The following is an 18,894-nucleotide window of genomic DNA, read 5'->3' as shown; positions in this document are numbered from 1 at the left end:
TGCCCGGTAGCTAAGTTCGGAATCGATAACCGCTGAAAGCATCTAAGCGGGAAGCGAGCCTCAAGATGAGTCATCCCTAGAGCTATAAGCTCTCTAAAGGGTTGTTGGAGACTACGACGTAGATAGGCAGGGTGTGTAAGCGCTGTGAGGCGTTGAGCTAACCTGTACTAATTGCCCGTGAGGCTTAACCATACAACACCCAAGGGGTTTTGACGGACTCGAAAAGAACATTGAATGTGTACTGAGAACTAAGAACAAAACACAGCTTTCCCAGATTACTTTTGCCTTCAGTTTTTGAAAAACTGAAAGTAAAAAAGAATTTGTTTGGCGACCATAGCGTTATGGACCCACCTGATCCCATGCCGAACTCAGTAGTGAAACGTAACAGCGCCGATGGTAGTGTGGGGTCTCCCCATGTGAGAGTAGGACATCGCCAGGCTTCAATTTCATCCTAATGAAGCAGTTAACGTAAGACTTCACTTGGATAACAATTTTGCTGATATAGCTCAGTTGGTAGAGCGCACCCTTGGTAAGGGTGAGGTCCCCAGTTCGAATCTGGGTATCAGCACCAGATTTTAAAAATTTGTCTGGCGGCCATAGCGCAATGGTACCACCTGATCCCATACCGAACTCAGTAGTGAAACGTTGTAGCGCCGATGGTAGTGTGGGGTCTCCCCATGTGAGAGTAGGACACTGCCAGACACCTCTTCAAACCCGTAGCGGAAACGCTGCGGGTTTTTTCGTTTATCCATTCTTTTACCTATCTCACATTTGTTCTTGAACGCGACTCTTCCTTGGTATAGGGTTAATGGAATTCTAGACGTCTATACATCTTAAGAAGGGAGTGCTTTAAGATGCCAATTAAAATTCCTGATCTGTTGCCCGCGGCAAGTACATTACGTCAGGAAAACATCTTTGTGATGTCGGAAACCCGTGCAGAGAGCCAGAATATCCGTCCACTTAAGGTGCTTCTCCTTAACCTGATGCCCAAAAAGATTGAGACAGAAACTCAATTTATGCGTTTGTTATCCAACAGTCCTTTGCAAGTGGATGTGGAGCTGTTGCGCATCGATGACCGGCCTAGCAAGAACACTCCCACCGAGCATCTCGACACCTTTTATCGCCAATTTCAGGGCATTCGCAACCGCAACTTTGACGGACTGATAGTTACCGGTGCGCCATTGGGACTGGTGCAGTTTGAGGATGTCATTTACTGGGATCACTTACAGGACATTATGACTTGGGCCAAAGAGCATGTGACATCGACGCTCTACGTGTGTTGGGCTGCCCAGGCCGGGTTGAAGCTGTTGTATGATTTACCGAAGAAGACGCGGAAGGAAAAGCTGTCCGGTGTGTATCGTCACAAGATAAATAAGGACTTGAGCCATAACCCGATTTTGCGCGGATTCGATGATTCTTTCCTGGCGCCACATTCCCGTTATGCGGATTTTTCGCCCCAGTTTTTGGCTGATCACACCGATCTCGATATCCTTGCGACTTCAGATATCGCGGGGACGTATCTTGCCGCGACCAAAGACAAGCGAAATGTTTTTGTTACCGGACACCCGGAATATGATTCGCATACCTTACATCAGGAGTATGTGCGTGATGTGGGGGAAGGGATGGAGCCTGCTGTGCCGATGAACTACTATCCGGATGATGACCCGACCCAAGAGCCGTACGTGAGCTGGCGGAGCCACGGCCACCTTCTGTTCGCCAATTGGCTTAACTATTGTGTTTACCAGCAAACGCCATACGATTTGGATCACTTTTCCGAGTCGGCATTCACGAAAGACGACTAATAAAAAAGCCTGCATCTGCAGGCTTTTTTATCATTTAAATCCAGCGGTTACTTGTTATTTCTGAGGAGCTTGTACCTGTTTTTCCGCTTCTTTATAGCTTTGAGGTTTAATTTCCATATCCCGTTCAGCCACTTTGGATTTTTCTATCATTTTAGTGATGGTCGAGCCCTGAACAAGGATTGAGAATACGACTACGGCATAGGTCATCACCAGAATGATTTCCCGCACATCAATATTTTTCTCCGGCACAATCATATAGCCTGCCGGCACGGCCATTGCCATCGCGATTGCCAGACCGCCACGCAATCCACCCCAGGTCAGGATACGGACTGAGTATGGGTTGTATTCGCGATAGCGGTTAAAGCCGACATAACAGAGGCGCACGCTGAGGTAGCGGGCTAGCAACACTGCTGGTATCGCAAATACCATGATGATCCAATCTTCTTTGTGGAAAGAAAATGTCAGCATGCTAAGACCGATCAGCAGGAACAGTACACCATTCAGGAATTCATCCACCAACTCCCAGAAGTGGTCAAGGTGATCTTCACTTTCCTTTGAAAAACCAATATAGCGCGTCCAGTTACCAATCATGATACCGGCTACCACCATCGCCAGAGGGCCTGATACCCCAATCAGGCTGGCAAACACATAGCCGGCTGTCGGGATACCCAATGTCAGCAACAGCTCCATCGAGTGGTCATCGGTGTTACTGATTAGGTAGTGGAACAACAAACCCAGAATAAATCCGTATATGATACCGCCGACGGCTTCATGGAGAAACAGTTCAGCCACACTTAGAACCGTTGGTTCTTCAGTGCCGAATGCAACCGTAAAGAGGGTAATAAAAATCACCAGGCCGAAACCGTCGTTGAACAGTGACTCGCCCTCAATCTGGGTCGATATCCGTTTAGGGGCATTGAGCTTTTTAACGATTGCTAATACGGCTATCGGGTCGGTAGGCGAGATCAGTGCGCCAAAGAGCATGCAGTAAATCAACGCAAAGGGGATACCGATAAGCTGAAAGAACAGCCATGTGATGCCGCCGATAAAAATGGTGGAGACGATCGTCGCACCCATCGCTAGGATAGTAATTTCCCACTTTTGATCTTCAAGATGAGGCAATTTGACGCCCAAAGCGCCCGCAAACAGCAAAAAGCCTAAAACCCCTTTAAGCAGGAAGTCATCAAAGTGGACTTCGTTTAGGGTTGTCGCGGCAAATTCTTTGAGATGAAACCAGTTGTTATGACCGGATATAACAATGATAAGCGAGAGGATAAGTGCACCAGCAGTGATGGCAATGGTGGTTTGCATTTGCCCTATCTTGCTGTTGATAAAGGCAATAAGCATCGCTGCCGCGGCGAGAAAGCAAAGTGTTGTATAGACGGTCATCGATGACCCCGTTTTAGTCTGTGAGTTAATCTTGGGAAATATGTAAGAAAATATAAATCCAAGCGAAGAATAAAACTACAACAAATCTGAGTCATCACGGAGGTCATGGGGTCATGTGTGCACTATTGGACGTCTAGATTTCCATTTGGTGTGTGATACTATGCTTCAATACCCGATCGGTTGAGTGCTTTGGAAGCGGATTATCCGAGGCCGGGAAAGGAAAATAGAAGAAGGATCTGTGGTTGTGAGCAGTAAGGAAAAACTCGAAAAACTCTTGGCAGAGCGCATTCTGATCATCGATGGTGGCATGGGCACCATGATCCAGAGCTACAAGCTTGAAGAGAAGGATTACCGTGGTGAGCGCTTTGCCGACTGGCCAAGCGACTTAAAAGGCAATAACGATCTATTGGTGCTGACACAACCGGAGACGATCAAAACGATCCACGCAGAGTATCTGGAAGCCGGTGCCGATATTCTAGAGACCAATACCTTCAATGCCACCACCATTGCCATGGCTGATTACGACATGGAAAGCCTGAGCGAAGAGATAAACTTTGCAGCCGCCAAGCTGGCGCGTGAAGTGGCTGATGAGTGGACGGCAAAAGAGCCGACGAAACCGCGCTTTGTTGCCGGAGTGCTTGGCCCGACCAACCGCACTTGCTCGATTTCCCCTGACGTTAATGACCCAGGCTACCGCAACGTCAGCTTTGATGAGCTGGTGACCGCCTACTCCGAATCCACACGCGCCCTGATCAAAGGCGGTGCGGATCTGATCCTGATTGAAACCATCTTTGATACCTTGAACGCCAAAGCCTGTGCTTTTGCTGTGGATTCGGTATTCGAAGAGCTTGGCTTCTCACTGCCAGTGATGATTTCCGGCACCATTACTGACGCCTCAGGCCGCACTCTGTCTGGCCAGACAACGGAAGCCTTCTACAACTCGCTTCGTCATGTAAACCCCATCTCTTTTGGCCTTAACTGCGCACTGGGCCCAGATGAGCTGCGTCCGTATGTCGAAGAGCTGTCTCGCATCTCTGAAAGCTATGTGTCGGCGCACCCAAATGCCGGTCTTCCCAATGCGTTTGGTGAATACGATCTTTCCCCGGAGGAGATGGCGGAGCACGTCAAAGAGTGGGCGCAAAGCGGCTTTTTGAACCTGATTGGCGGCTGTTGTGGTACTACGCCTGAGCACATCCGTCACATGTATGAAGTGACGAAAAGCATTACGCCACGCAGATTGCCGGATATCGCCATTGCCTGCCGTTTATCTGGCCTTGAGCCGTTGACCATCGAAAAAGATACCCTGTTTGTGAACGTCGGGGAGCGCACCAACGTTACTGGCTCTGCGCGCTTCAAGCGCCTTATCAAAGAAGAACAGTACGACGAAGCACTGGAAGTTGCGCGTCAACAGGTAGAAAACGGTGCCCAGATCATCGATATCAACATGGATGAAGGCATGCTGGATGCTGAAGCGTGCATGGTACGTTTTCTCAACCTGTGTGCTTCAGAGCCTGAGATTTCCAAAGTGCCCATCATGGTCGACTCATCCAAATGGGAAGTGATCGAAGCTGGCCTTAAATGCATTCAGGGCAAGGGGATTGTTAACTCCATCTCGCTTAAAGAAGGCAAAGAGAAGTTCGTTGAGCAGGCCAAGCTTATTCGCCGCTATGGCGCAGCGGTGATTGTGATGGCGTTTGATGAAGTCGGACAGGCGGATACCCGAGAGCGCAAGCTGGAAATCTGTACCAACGCTTACCGCATTCTGGTCGATGAAGTGGGCTTCCCGCCGGAAGACATTATTTTTGACCCCAACATCTTTGCCGTTGCGACCGGCATTGATGAGCACAACAACTACGCCGTCGACTTCATTGATGCGGTAGCAGACATCAAGCGCGACCTGCCTTATGCGATGATCTCCGGTGGTGTGTCGAACGTTTCCTTCTCGTTCCGCGGCAATAACTACGTGCGCGAAGCCATTCACGCAGTTTTCCTCTACCACTGTTTCAAGAACGGCATGGACATGGGCATCGTCAATGCTGGTCAGCTGGAGATATACGACAACGTGCCAGAGAAGCTGCGTGAAGCGGTGGAAGATGTGGTGTTGAACCGTCGTGACGATGCGACAGAGCGTCTGCTGGAAATTGCCGAAGCTTACCGCGAAAACGCCGTGGGTAAGGAAGAGGACGATTCTGCGCTGGAATGGCGCAGCTGGCCGGTAGAAAAACGCCTTGAGCATGCACTGGTCAAAGGTATTACCGAGTTCATCGTTGAAGATACAGAAGAAGCCCGCATTAATGCCTCCAAACCGCTTGAAGTGATCGAAGGGCCGCTGATGGACGGCATGAACGTGGTTGGTGACCTGTTTGGTGAAGGCAAAATGTTCCTGCCACAGGTAGTGAAATCTGCCCGTGTGATGAAGCAGGCCGTGGCGCACCTTGAGCCATTTATCAACGCCGAAAAACAGGCGGGCTCCACCAACGGTAAGATCCTGCTGGCAACGGTAAAAGGCGATGTGCATGACATCGGTAAGAACATTGTCGGTGTGGTATTGCAATGTAATAACTACGAAATTATTGACCTTGGTGTGATGGTACCTTGCGAGAAGATCCTTAAGGTCGCCAAGGAAGAGAACGTTGACATCATCGGCTTGTCGGGGCTGATCACCCCTTCGCTGGATGAGATGGTGCATGTCGCGAAAGAGATGGAGCGTCTTGGCTTTGACTTGCCGTTGTTGATCGGCGGTGCCACCACCTCCAAAGCTCACACCGCAGTGAAAATCGAGCAGAATTACAACCAGCCGGTGGTGTACGTGAATAACGCTTCCCGAGCAGTCGGGGTTTGTTCGTCCCTGTTGTCTGAAACCCTTAAGCCGGCGTTTGTTGAAAAGCTGCAGGCAGATTATGAAATTGTGCGTGAGCAGCATGCACGTAAACGCCCACGTACCAAGCCGGTGACCCTTGAGCAGGCACGTGCCAATAAGGTGGCAATTGACTGGGATGCTTACACGCCGCCAGCACCTGCCAAACCGGGTGTGCATGTATTCGAAGACTTTGATGTCGCTACTCTGCGCAACTACATCGATTGGACGCCATTTTTTATGACTTGGTCACTGGTTGGCAAATACCCGGCGATCCTTGAGCATGAAGAGGTTGGTGAGGAAGCCAAGCGTTTGTTCAAGGATGCCAACGACCTCTTAGACCGCGTTGAGCGTGAGGGTCTGATGAAAGCCAGCGGCATATGCGCTCTTTACCCGGCAGCCAGCATTGGTGATGACATTGAAGTCTATACCGATGAGTCCCGTACCCAGGTTGCGAAAGTGCTCCACAACCTGCGTCAGCAAACTGAGAAGCCAAAAGGCTTTAACTACTGTTTGTCTGACTACATCGCGCCGAAAGAGAGCGGTAAGAAAGACTGGATTGGTGCGTTTGCTGTCACCGGAGGGATTGGAGAGCGTGAACTGGCGGATGCGTATAAGGCGCAGGGTGACGATTACAACGCCATTATGATCCAGGCGGTGGCTGACCGTTTGGCGGAAGCTTTTGCCGAGTATCTGCATGAGCGGGTACGCAAGGAAATCTGGGGCTATGCAGCGGATGAAAGTCTGTCGAACGATGAATTGATCCGTGAAAAGTATCAGGGTATCCGTCCGGCGCCGGGCTATCCTGCCTGTCCTGAACATACTGAGAAAGGCTGCTTATGGGAGCTTCTCAACGTAGAGGAAACCATTGGTATGTCACTGACCACCAGTTATGCGATGTGGCCGGGTGCTTCGGTATCTGGCTGGTATTTCTCCCATCCAGAATCGCGCTACTTTGCGGTAGCGCAGATCCAGGAAGATCAGCGTGACAGTTATGCCGATCGTAAAGGCTGGGATCTGATCGAAGCAGAGAAATGGCTAGGGCCAAATCTTAACGGCTAACTGGCAGAAACTGAAAGGGCGCTCAGAGCGCCCTTTTTTATTCGCAAGCTACTGGGATTATTCAAACAACTCTTTGTGCAGTGCCCGCACCACATTCTGTGAATCTGCCGTACTGGTCAGGAAGCAGAGGTTGTGGTTGCTGGCGCCGTAACAAATCATGCGCAGGTTGTAATCTTCCAGTGCACCAAAGATCTTGGCTGCAGAGCCGCGTGATTCACCCATATGGTTGCCAATCAAGGCCACCAGACACATATCCTGCTCTACGGTCACTTTACACAGCTCAGCCAATTCCTGCTCCGCGGCTTCCGGCAATTTAGGGGCACCGCCTTTGGTGTTTGTCTGATCCAGTGTCAGGGACACGCTCACTTCTGACGTGGTGATAAGGTCGACCGATACCTTGTGCTTGGCCAGAATGTTAAACACTTCAGCCAGAAAGCCGTAAGCGTGGAACATATTCAAGCTGGTCAGGGTCACCATTGTTTGATTGCAACGCAGGGCGAGGGCGCGAAATAGCGGCGAATTTTCCGCATGGCGACGTATCCAGGTGCCACCCTTTTCCGGTGCTTTGGATGAGCCGACAAACACGGGAATATCGTGGCGCATGGCCGGGATCAGGGTCGCCGGGTGCAAGATCTTGGCGCCGAAGTTTGCCATTTCAGACGCTTCGCTGAAGCTGATCTCATCAATCGGACTTGCAGCTGGCGCCACGCGTGGGTCAGTGCTGTAGATTCCCGGTACGTCGGTCCAAATCTCTAACGAGGTAGCCTTTACTGCCTCTGCCAGCAGTGCTGCGCTGTAATCGCTGCCGCCACGCCCCAGTGTGGTGGTGTTGCCCTGCGCATCAGAGCCGATAAAGCCCTGGGTGACAACGATGTGCTTTTTAAACAGGGGAGACAAAACAGCTTCTGCATGGAATGCCGTTTCAATCAAATCCGGTGCGGCTTTGCCAAACACACCATCTGTTTTCAGGACGTCACGCACGTCGATACGCACAGCATCAATGCCTTTGTCATTAAGCAGATGAGTGAAAATATGGGTCGACATCAGTTCGCCGCAGGCAACCAGATTATCGGTAACTTGATCTGAAGGAGAAGTTTGTGCAATCGCAGAGAGTGTCGCGACTTCATCAAGAATGCCATTCACAGCGGCGGCGACTTCAGGTGCTTCAGGAAGCTGTGCCAAAATGCTGAAATGGATATCGCTCAGAGTTGCCAGCACATCCTGCTGTCTTTCCTGGCTAACGCCGTTAGCCAGTTCAACCAGTAAATTGGTCACGCCAGAGCAGGCGCTGATCACTACCAGTCGAGTGTCCAAATTCCCTTTAATCACCGAAGCACAGTTAGACATAGCTGCGTAGTCGGCTACACTCGTGCCGCCAAATTTTGCGACATTTAATGCGTTCACTTCCCTTCACCTCCCATAATCGCGAATGGAGTTGTCCTAGATAGTAAATTGGGAGACAGAACGAGATAGAGTGCGGGTTTGGAAGAAAGGATTTTCTCCAGAAGCGCTCCACCTCAAGTGAGATGACAATCCGAAGGATTCAACCTCCCAGACCGACAAGCCAGCCCCCAAGGTCTGGTCTAGTCTCGGCGTCTAACCCCCTGATCACACTGCATTGGAGTTGGGGCTCCGCAATGTGACTGCCTGGTTGACGCGCCTCTTCTGTCTCTACGCAGTTGGCTGCGTAAAAATTGCTCTCTATTGATAATTGTTTGTAACCTTGTTGTCAACGACAGATTACGCGCATGCGGCGAATATTTTTCTGAAAGTGCCATTTTCCTTGATTGGGCTTGGGATTATCCAATGGTGGCATTTTAGTCAGTGCTATCCGGTGTTAACGTAAAGGGAACAAAAGGCTGATGGAGAGACAACAATGACAATATCCCGCTTTATCCCACCACAACGTACTTTGATGGGCCCTGGCCCCTCGGATGTCTCACCGCGTGTCCTGCAGGCGCTGGCCCAACCGACAATCGGTCATTTGGATCCGCTGTTTGTGGCGATGATGGATGAAGTCAAAGCCTTGCTGCAGTATGCCTTCCAGACGGAAAACCCTTTTACCATCGCCGTTTCTGCGCCGGGAAGTGCTGGGATGGAAACCTGCTTCGTGAACCTGATTGAGCCGGGCGAGACTGTGATTGTCTGCCGCAATGGTGTGTTTGGTGATCGGATGCGTGAGAATGTTGAGCGCTGTGGTGCGACGGCAGTAATGGTCGATGATGAGTGGGGCAAGCCAGTCGACCCGGCCAAGGTAGAAGCGGCACTTAATGCTCATCCAGAAGCGTCGGTGTTGGCATTTGTGCATGCTGAAACCTCTACCGGTGCGCTCAGTGATGCGAAAATGCTGGCAGCGCTGGCGCGTGAGCATGGTTGTCTGACGATTGTGGATGCGGTCACTTCCCTTGGCGGTGTGCCTTTGCTGGTGGATGAATGGCAATTGGATGCGGTCTATTCAGGTTCGCAGAAATGCCTATCGTGTGTGCCAGGACTTTCGCCCGTGACATTCTCATCTCGTGCGGTGGAAAAAATGCAGCAGCGCAGCGGAAAAGTGCAAAGCTGGTTTTTGGATCAAAGTCTGGTGTTAGCGTACTGGAGTGGCGAGGGCAAACGCAGTTATCACCACACAGCGCCGGTCAACAGCTTGTATGCCCTGCATGAATCCCTGCTGATGCTGAAGGAAGAGGGACTGGAAAACGCCTGGCAGCGTCACCGTGACATGCACAACTTGCTCAAGGCCGAATTGGAAGCACTGGGTATCCAGTTCCTGGTTGAAGAAGCTTACCGTTTACCGCAACTCAATGCTGTTGCGGTACCGGAAGGAGTGGATGATGCGGCGGTGCGCGCGCGCCTGCTTAACGACTACAACCTGGAAATTGGCGCCGGTCTAGGCACATTGGCAGGCAAGGCCTGGCGCATCGGCCTGATGGGTTATGCCGCGAAACGTGAGAATGTCGCCTTGTGTGCGAAAGCCCTGAGTGATGTGTTGAAATAACACGGAAGCTGGAGAGAAAAAACGCCCGCTTGGGCGTTTTTTTGTCACTGAGGCAGGGTAAAGCTTGGTTCAAAGCGCTGGTCTGGAAATAACAGCGTTGCTTCTTCACTGATCTGCCGCGCGATGGCTCGGTTATCGGTAAGCACAGCGAGTTCAATCAGGGTTTGGTATTTATCGGCACTTGGCTTTCTTGCCAGCAGGCGGATCTGGTCGCGCAGGTAGGCTTCCTGTGCCTGGCTATCGCGCTTTTCAACACTGTCGAAAAATGCCCGTTTTCCAATTTCATCGCGGTAGAACGAATGCCACCAGGGATGCAGTTCGTATTGCGCCAGTTTGATGCCACGGATCTGGTGTGTGCGCAATGCTTGCTCTCCAAGGTATACCGAAGAGAAGACGGTAAGGGTTGATAGGGTCAACACAGCATAGGTTGCCAGTCTGAGTGTTCTGCCGTACGCAAAGGCAACCCTTTGATAGCGCGCAGTCAGATTATCCACCCAATAAAGCAAGACGATAAACAAAACGGCCAGCACCGGATTGACCGCGGTGTAAGCGGTCAGCAACATGCCTATCAGGGATGGCAACAAGATAGCGAACAGCATCATGCGTGTCCCATTTGGCGCTTCTGTCAGTCGCTTGAATGTCACTGCGAATAGCACACCAAACCCAAGCCAGTATGCAATGCCGCCTTGCGCCAACATGCCAAGCAACCAACTTGGGTAAGGGGCAATGACGGGGAGTACATCTTGATGCCCAACACCATACAGCAGCTGTGCAGTCGCCAGTTGGCCCAGTCCCACGCCTTCAAACTGGGCGCTACCCAGCAGCTGCCACGTCTGGGTAATCACAGCTTGCACTGATTCGCTGTAACGCGGGGAAAGTAGTGCGGCCTCAGGTAATCCCTGATACAGCCAGACCAAGACAAAGCCACTCATGACGGACAGATTCCAAAGGCCATGATGGAGCTTTCTGCAGTAGCGGAACAGGAAAGGCTGCGCAAACAGGATCAGTGCCAGAATGACAGTCACCAGCCAGGCAGAGTGCATCTGGAGCAGGGCGAAGACCATGACCAGCGGCGTTGCAATGAGCACACCATGAACCGGCAACCAGTTACGTTTGTACACCTTGGTCCGCGCTAAAAGGTAAGCCGACAGTGTCATCGACGTCATCAAAATGATGGCTGCAGTATCTCGACGTATTTCTGCCGACAGGATATCGCTCAGGCTTGGTATGATACTGGCTATCAGTATTGGCAGCGCAACCAGCCAGCCGGCCAGTAGAGGAAGCAACAGCAGGTACTGGCGCTGGAAGTGGTTGAAACTGAATTGTTGCAGGGTGAAAAACAGCAACAATACCAGTAGCGCTCCCCCTGCGTACCAAAGCGCTGCGCTGGTATCGGCATGGAGATAGAAAGAAGGTAAGCACAGCAGCAAGGTGCTGATGGCCATCCAGCCTGTGGTGGTTGTGACACTGACGCGGTTTTGCCGCGCAATTTCCCAGCCACCGAAACAGACCGTCGCGATGATAAGCAGCAGGCTGAGTGATACTGCAGGATGGCGGATACCGGAAAATGCCAGCACAATTTGGCTGAGTGGCAGACAGAACAAAAACAAAGCAGCCAGTGACAGGAGCACCGGCTTGAGTAAGGGTTTTCTGGCCACACGGGATGGCCAGATATCAGTCAATATTGAAGATTGCATAATGGTCAGTGTGGCAGTAATTGCCTTAACTTTCTGCTCATGAAGCCGCTTTTTTCAGTAGGGGTTTCAAGAACCTTGCCGTGTGTGAGCCTTCAACCAGCGCCACATCCTCCGGCGTACCTTCGGCGATAATCATACCGCCGCCGCTGCCGCCTTCAGGGCCTAGATCCACAATCCAGTCTGCGGTTTTAATCACATCCAGATTGTGTTCGATCACCACAATGGTATTGCCGTGATCGCGCAGCCTGTGAAGCACGGTCAGCAATTGCTGAATATCGTGGAAGTGCAGGCCAGTGGTAGGTTCGTCAAGGATGTACAGGGTTTTGCCCGTGTCACGCTTGGAAAGCTCACGAGCCAGTTTAACCCGTTGTGCTTCGCCGCCTGACAGTGTGGTTGCCGCCTGTCCCAAACGGATATAGGAAAGACCCACATCCATCAGGGTTTGCAGTTTACGGGCAATGGCCGGTACCGCATCAAAAAATTCGCGGGCATCTTCCACCGTCATCTCAAGGACTTCATCGATGGTTTTGCCTTTGTAGCGGATCTCAAGCGTTTCACGGTTGTAGCGTTTGCCTTTACAGACATCACACGGTACGTAGACATCCGGCAGGAAGTGCATTTCAACCTTGATAACACCGTCGCCCTGACAGGCTTCGCAGCGGCCGCCTTTCACGTTGAAGCTGAAACGTCCCACCTTGTAGCCACGGGAGCGGGCTTCCTGGGTACCCGCAAACAGTTCACGGATTGGCGTAAAAATACCAGTGTAAGTCGCAGGGTTGGAGCGTGGTGTGCGGCCAATCGGGCTTTGGTCAATGTCGATGACTTTATCGAAATGCCCCAGTCCGTCGATATCCTTAAACGGTGCTGGCTCTCCCGTGGTCGCGCCATTCAGTCGCTGGTGGGCGATCTTGAAGAAAGTGTCGTTAATCAGGGTCGATTTACCTGAACCGGATACGCCGGTAACACAGGTAAACAAGCCAACAGGCAGTGTCAGGTTAACATTCTGCAGGTTGTTGCCGGTCGCCCCCTTCAGTTTTACGACCCGTTTTTTGTCGTAGGGAAGGCGTTTGGCCGGGATCTCAATCGCCTTTTTCCCACTGAGATACTGGCCTGTCAGCGAGTCCGGATTTTTGATGATCTCTTCGTAGGTGCCTTCTGCGACAACATAGCCGCCATGCACACCGGCACCAGGGCCGATATCGATAATATGGTCGGCGGCTCGGATAGCGTCTTCGTCGTGTTCAACCACCAGCACGGTATTGCCGAGATTACGCAGGTGTTCAAGGGTGCCCAGCAGGCGTTCATTGTCGCGCTGGTGGAGGCCGATCGACGGCTCATCCAGCACGTACATGACACCAACCAGACCCGCACCAATTTGGCTGGCCAGACGGATACGCTGCGCTTCGCCCCCGGAAAGGGTATCGGCACTGCGGGACAGGTTGAGGTAGTTCAGGCCGACGTTGACCAGGAAACTCAGGCGGTCATGGATCTCTTTCAACACCTTGTCAGCAATCTGCGCGCGCTGGCCGGAAAGCACCAGATTGGCAAAGAAGCTCAGCGCTTCGTGGATGCTCATTTCACACACAGTCGGCAGATTGGTATCGCCGATAAACACATGGCGCGCCTCTTCACGAAGACGCGAACCGCCGCAGCTGGAGCAAGGTTTGTTTGCGATGTACTTTGCCAGTTCCTCACGCACCGCCATGGATTCGGTATCGCGGTAACGGCGGTTGAGGTTGTTCAGTATGCCTTCAAACGGGTGTTTGCGGACCGTGATATCACCGCGGTCATTGACGTATTTGAACGCAATTTCTGTGCTGCCTGAGCCATTAAGGACCACATTCTGGAGAGTTTTCGGCAAATCCTGCCATGGCGTTTCGATGTCGAACTCGTAGTGATCGGCCAGTGAACTCAGCATCTGGAAGTAATAGAAGTTGCGACGATCCCAGCCGCGGATAGCACCACCGGCAAGGCTGACCGCTTCGTTCTGGACGACGCGGTTTTCATCAAAGAATTGCTGAACACCAAGGCCATCACAGGTTGGGCAGGCACCGGCCGGGTTGTTGAACGAAAACAGGCGAGGCTCCAGTTCCTGCATGCTGTAACCACAGTGTGGACAGGCGAAATTAGCAGAGAAAATCAAATCTTCGCCATCACCGTCCATATAACTGACCACTGCCGTGCCACCGGTCAGCTCAATAGCGGTTTCAAAAGATTCAGCTAGACGCTGCTGCAGATCGTCACGGACTTTGAAACGGTCAACAACGACCTCAATCGTATGCTTCTTGTGAAGTTCGAGTTTCGGTGGATCGGAAAGGTCGCACACCTCACCGTCAATGCGGGCACGGATAAAGCCGTGCGCTACCAGGTTTTCCAGCGTCTTAACATGCTCACCCTTGCGCTCTTTGACGATAGGGGCCAGTAGCATCATTTTGCTGCCTTCGTCGAGCGCCAGCACCTTGTCAACCATCTGGCTGATGGTCTGGGCTTCCAGTGTCACATTGTGGGTTGGGCAGCGGGGATCCCCCACGCGGGCATACAGCAGGCGCAGGTAATCATAGACTTCGGTAATGGTGCCGACCGTCGAGCGCGGGTTATGCGATGTCGATTTTTGCTCAATAGAAATTGCCGGAGACAGACCTTCAATATGGTCAACATCAGGCTTTTCCATCAATGACAGAAACTGGCGCGCGTAGGCAGACAGGGATTCCACGTAGCGACGCTGACCTTCCGCATACAGGGTATCAAATGCCAGTGAAGACTTTCCTGAGCCGGAAAGCCCGGTGATAACAATCAGTTTATCCCGGGGAATGGTCAGGTTTATATTTTTCAGGTTGTGGGTACGGGCCCCTCTGACGTCAATCGTGTCCATGTCTACCTTGCCTGATGTGCTGTTCAGTGCTGAGCCTGAGAATAATGGATGCGCCAGTATCCCACATTATGTGGCGATGAAAAAGCAGAAAGCTGTATAAACATACAGCTTTCATGTGGGTAATCGCTTCGCTAGAAAACGTTTAGAAACGGCGGAGAGATCACCCGCATTTCACGGTTTTTTGCGGTTGTTGCGGTGCGTCTGATTTCAGGTAAATATTCTCAAAGCAGTAGTTGGTCGCTTCAATGAAGCCTTCTACGCTACCGCAGTCAAAACGCTCACCTTTGAATTTGTACGCCAGAACACAGCCGCTTTTCGCCTGATGCAAAAGGGCATCGGTGATTTGAATTTCACCATTCTTACCTGGCTCTGTGTTTTCCAGGATATCGAAAATATCCGGTGTCAAAATGTAGCGGCCGATGATCGCCAGGTTGCTGGGTGCAGTGCCTGGTTCCGGTTTTTCCACCATATTGTCGACGCGGAACAGGTTGTCTTTAATTTCCTGACCGGAAATCACACCGTATTTGTGGGTCTCGTCTTCCGGCACTTCTTCTACCGCAACGATAGAACAACGGAATTGCTTATACAGAGCAACCATTTGTGACAATACGCCCTGATCCTGATTGACGCACAGGTCATCTGCCAGTACCACAGCGAAGGCTTCATCACCCACCAAATCACGGCCGGTCAAAATAGCATGACCCAGACCTTTCATCTCTTTTTGGCGGATATAGGTGAATGAAGCGGCATCAATGGTGGCGCGGATATCTTCCAGCAAGGCTTCTTTGTTGGTACCGCTGATTTGGTGTTCCAGCTCGTAGTTTTTATCGAAGTGATCCATCAGGCTGTGTTTACCACGACCGGTCACAATGCACATGCTTGTCATTCCCGCTTCCAGCGCTTCATCGACGCCGTATTCAATCAGTGGCTTGTTGACGATAGGCATCATTTCTTTAGGCATGGATTTGGTGGCAGGTAAAAAACGGGTTCCATACCCGGCTGCCGGAAAGAGGCACTTCTTGATCATGAGTTGTCCTTTGTGGGTTATCCGAATTGTGCACACCCTTGTACATCTAGTTGGGCAAAGGGATCATAACACTAACTAATTACAAAATTATCGCGAAAAATTTGAACTTGATTGTAGCCTGTCTCCATCTTAAGGCTGAAAAAGATGTTCTCAGCCGACTGGCCAGAACCCCAGCCTTTGTTTGACTTTGTGCAGTGCCAGCAAATTTTGGGTGCTGACCCCGATGCTGACAGCAATTGCTGCGCCGGTGATGCCCCATATTGACGTTGCAATGAGCAACAAAGTCACGGTTAGGATGCCTGCCGTCAGGGTGATATTTCTTAAATCTTTTTCATGACCACACATGGTCAGCAAAAAGCCGACAGAGCCCGTCATAACATTGATGGTCTGCCCAATCGCCAGAATCACCAGCAGCATGGCTCCTTGGCTGAACTCCCTGCCGAACAGCGCCATGATGGTGTCTGGCCATATCAGTACTGCCAACAGTACGGGCAATGAAAAGCCTATCATCAGACGGGTGGAAAACTGTGCCAGCGTTTTTAGTTCGTCCATCTTTTGGGCTTTGTGCAGGCTGGCAAAACGTGGTGCAGCAACAAAATTTATCACCATCAACATAAAGCTAATCAACAATGACGTGCGCTGGGCGGCGGAGAAGAAAGCCACCTCTTCAGCTGAAACAAACAACCCGACAATCACCACAGAGGCCCAGGGAATCGCCTGGCCTGTCGCAGTGATCAGCCAAAAGTGAGGGGCTGCCTGCCAAAGCTCCGGCATTTTTCGGTTGCTGCTATCCCAGTGGTGTTGCGGCACCCGAAACCATAGCCAGAGGCCAATGACAACGACCAGTGCCGATGCCAAGGCAAAAAGTAGGGCCGCATCATCTGCGGTTGGCATCGACGCTCCCTGACCGAGATACCATAATGCCGGCAGGGCCAGCACGGTAACGCCCAGTTGCATAGAACAAACTGAGGCAATCACCCGCCTCGTCGCCTGTAACGCATAGCCATTGAGGAAGAACAGGCTGACAAATGGCGTCGCAACGGCAAACCATTTGAGTGAACCCGCAGCTTGGGGTTCGTTGAATGCGTGCTGTGCAAGCCAGGGCGCTGCGGTGAAGGTGACGGCAGCGACAACCAGTGAGGCCGGCAACACAACGGTATAGGCATTGGTGAACACCTGGTTTGAATAGTCGGATTCACTGTTATCGCTATGACCGATAAAGCGCAATACCGCATTGTCCATACCGAAAAGGCAGAGTGTACCCAAGAGAATTGCCATGCTCTGGCCAAGGAAAAACAGCCCGGATTGTTCGGCGCCAAGCTCCCTTGCGACAACGACGCTAAGTAAAAAAGCAGCCGCAGCAGAAAACACGCGAAACAGCGCAGCAAGGGCGGCATGGAGCAGAAACTGGCGTCGCTCGGCCGGCATGGTGTGAAATCGGGAAACCAGGGAAGAGATCATCCGTAAGCCTTACCAGGGAAAAATGAGAGGAACCAAAAAAATCACCCCCAGCCCGTAAACCAAGGTCAGGGGAAGGCCAGCTTTGAGATAGTCACGGGGCACATAGTTACCGGCAGTAAAAACCATCAAATTAGTCTGATAACCAAACGGTGAGAGGAAGCTGGCACTGGCAGCAAAGGCCACTGTCATGACATAAGGCATAGGGTCAACCTGATACTGCAATGCAAGGGCGAGTCCTACCGGGAAACTGATGGCTGCTGCCGCATTGTTGGTGATGAGCTCTGTCATCAACCAAGTCACCAGATACAGAATCACCAATGCGCCCCAGGGGCCTCCGGACTGGCTGAGGACAATCATGGTGTTTGCCAGTGTATCGGCAAGACCGGTTTGGCTGATGGCCTGGGCAAGTCCCAGTGCTGCGCCAATGACCAGCACCAGTTCAAACGGAAAGCGGCGGCGAAGGTCATGAATGGAAACCAATCGTGCACCGATTGATACCGCGAGAAGGACGACAAGCCCTTTGTAGAGGGGTAGCCATTCCATGACGCTGGCAAGGATTGCCACCAGTGCACCGAGGCAGAAGCTGGCAGACTGGCTCGGGGAGAGCAAGGAATGGTTTGGTTTGTCCCCAACCAAAATGAAATTGCGCGCAAGATTATCCCGGCGGAAAAAATCCTGACCCACGGCCAGAACCAGCAAGTCGCCACCTTGCAGCTGGATGCGCCCAAGCCCACCTTCCAGCCGCTTTTCTCCCCGCTTCACTGCTACTACAGCAGCGCCGAATTGGGCGCGAAAGTTCAGCGATTTAATACTCTTCCCAACAATGGTGGCGTGGGGCGTCACGACTACTTTAATCAGGTTGTCGGATGGAAGCTGCTCACCTTGCGCCGTCAGTGACAGTCCTTTAAACCGTTCAAGCAAGCTACTGGCGTCCAGATCGCCGGAAAAAACCAGCAGGTCATTACCCTGCAACACTTCTGATGGTGAAACCGGCGACAGAATGTGGTTACCACGGATGATTTCCACTAGGAACAAACGCTGAAGATGACGCAGGCCACTTTTTTCAACGCTTTGTCCGACCAGCGGGGAGGTTTCATCCAGCAAGGTTTCGAGCAGATAACTCTGGCTTTTGGTGTTGTCGCCGCTTTGTCTGTTGGGCAAAAAACGCAGTGAGATAAAGGCAATCACTGCGAGCCCAACAATGAATATCGGCACCCCGATCAGGGTGAAATCAAAAAAGCCAATGCCGGGCAAACCCGCATTGAGGGCGAAGCCATTGACCAGCAGATTGGTGGATGTGCCAATCAGGGTCATGGTTCCACCGAGGATGGTGGCATAGGACAAGGGGATCAGCAATTTGCTGGCGGGATGGGCGCTTTGGGTCAGGCTGCGCATCAGGGTCGATACCACGGCGGTATTGTTAATGAAGGCAGAGAGAAAACCGGCAGACAGGGTAGTGCGCAGCACCACAGAGCGGAGCGCTCCCTCTGTACACCAAAGCCCAAGTAATGAAATGTAGGGGGTGCGCTCAAGCACCACAGACACCAGAACCAAAAGCACCAGAGTGATCAGTGCGGTATTGGTGAAGTTGTGAAAAAGCTGTTCAGCGGGAACAATGTCCAGCAACAAGAGTGCGGTAAACACGGAGCCAAAGACCAATGCCGGGCGCAGGTTTGTCAGCAACAGGGTTGCCAACAGACCGAAAATCAGCAGAGCGACCACCCACATCATG

At 51.8% G+C, this 18,894-nt stretch carries 10 protein-coding genes, 1 tRNA gene, 3 rRNA genes and 1 riboswitch; of the genes, 7 read left to right on the top strand and 7 right to left on the bottom strand.

The annotated features are described in order from the left end of the window. From KU854_RS09015 to metA, 5 genes are all read left to right on the top strand, one after another. Window positions 1-192: ribosomal RNA gene (locus KU854_RS09015) — 23S ribosomal RNA — on the top strand; the annotation flags it as partial. Between the two features lie 131 nt (window positions 193-323). Beyond that, window positions 324-439 (top strand): 5S ribosomal RNA (gene rrf / locus KU854_RS09010). 56 nt (window positions 440-495) lie between these two features. Further along, a tRNA-Thr gene (locus KU854_RS09005) sits at window positions 496-571 on the top strand. Between the two features lie 15 nt (window positions 572-586). Beyond that, window positions 587-702, top strand: a 5S ribosomal RNA gene (gene rrf / locus KU854_RS09000). Between the two features lie 152 nt (window positions 703-854). Further along, window positions 855-1,802: a homoserine O-acetyltransferase MetA gene (metA, locus tag KU854_RS08995; RefSeq protein ID WP_218358134.1), complete on the top strand. Its 948-nt coding sequence runs from the start codon at window positions 855-857 to the stop codon at window positions 1,800-1,802. Between the two features lie 54 nt (window positions 1,803-1,856). Here metA and KU854_RS08990 read toward each other — a convergent pair whose 3' ends face one another. After that, window positions 1,857-3,191: a cation:proton antiporter gene (locus KU854_RS08990; RefSeq protein ID WP_218358133.1), complete on the bottom strand. Its 1,335-nt coding sequence runs from the start codon at window positions 3,189-3,191 to the stop codon at window positions 1,857-1,859. A gap of 244 nt (window positions 3,192-3,435) precedes the next feature. On the opposite strand from KU854_RS08990, the gene metH reads away from it, so the two are divergent. Continuing rightward, window positions 3,436-7,110, top strand: a complete 3,675-nt coding sequence (gene metH / locus KU854_RS08985) for a methionine synthase (protein ID WP_218358132.1) — start codon at window positions 3,436-3,438, stop codon at window positions 7,108-7,110. A 57-nt stretch (window positions 7,111-7,167) separates the two neighbouring features. On the opposite strand, the gene lysC is transcribed toward metH, so the two are convergent. Beyond that, a complete protein-coding gene (gene lysC / locus KU854_RS08980) occupies window positions 7,168-8,514 on the bottom strand; it encodes a lysine-sensitive aspartokinase 3 (RefSeq protein WP_218358131.1) in 1,347 nt (448 codons plus the stop codon). Window positions 8,515-8,607: 93 nt separating this feature from the next. After that, window positions 8,608-8,783, bottom strand: a riboswitch (Lysine riboswitch). A 203-nt stretch (window positions 8,784-8,986) separates the two neighbouring features. Here lysC and KU854_RS08975 point away from each other — a divergent pair. After that, entirely contained in the window at window positions 8,987-10,105 is a 1,119-nt protein-coding gene (locus KU854_RS08975) for a pyridoxal-phosphate-dependent aminotransferase family protein (protein WP_218358130.1), read from the top strand. A gap of 44 nt (window positions 10,106-10,149) precedes the next feature. Here the strand turns inward: KU854_RS08975 and KU854_RS08970 are convergent, their stop codons facing one another. The 5 genes from KU854_RS08970 to KU854_RS08950 all read right to left on the bottom strand — a co-directional run bounded on the left by KU854_RS08970 (window position 10,150) and on the right by KU854_RS08950 (window position 18,893). Beyond that, window positions 10,150-11,802, bottom strand: coding sequence for a Wzy polymerase domain-containing protein (locus KU854_RS08970; RefSeq protein ID WP_218358128.1), 1,653 nt, complete (start codon window positions 11,800-11,802; stop codon window positions 10,150-10,152). Window positions 11,803-11,839: 37 nt separating this feature from the next. Continuing rightward, window positions 11,840-14,674, bottom strand: a complete 2,835-nt coding sequence (uvrA, locus tag KU854_RS08965) for an excinuclease ABC subunit UvrA (RefSeq protein ID WP_218358126.1) — start codon at window positions 14,672-14,674, stop codon at window positions 11,840-11,842. Between the two features lie 160 nt (window positions 14,675-14,834). After that, window positions 14,835-15,701, bottom strand: a complete 867-nt coding sequence (galU, locus tag KU854_RS08960) for a UTP--glucose-1-phosphate uridylyltransferase GalU (protein ID WP_218358124.1) — start codon at window positions 15,699-15,701, stop codon at window positions 14,835-14,837. A gap of 150 nt (window positions 15,702-15,851) precedes the next feature. Beyond that, on the bottom strand, window positions 15,852-17,162 hold the full coding sequence (locus KU854_RS08955) for a flippase (protein ID WP_218358122.1): 1,311 nt from the start codon (window positions 17,160-17,162) through the stop codon (window positions 15,852-15,854). A gap of 9 nt (window positions 17,163-17,171) precedes the next feature. After that, window positions 17,172-18,893, bottom strand: coding sequence for an SLC13 family permease (locus KU854_RS08950; RefSeq protein WP_218358120.1), 1,722 nt, complete (start codon window positions 18,891-18,893; stop codon window positions 17,172-17,174). Between the last annotated feature and the right edge of the window lies 1 nt (window position 18,894).

Source organism: Enterovibrio paralichthyis (genome assembly GCF_019209835.1).
GTDB classification, from domain to species: domain Bacteria; phylum Pseudomonadota; class Gammaproteobacteria; order Enterobacterales; family Vibrionaceae; genus Enterovibrio; species Enterovibrio paralichthyis.
Note: the sequence above shows the minus strand (reverse complement) of the source record. Positions and strands in the feature narration are given on the sequence as shown.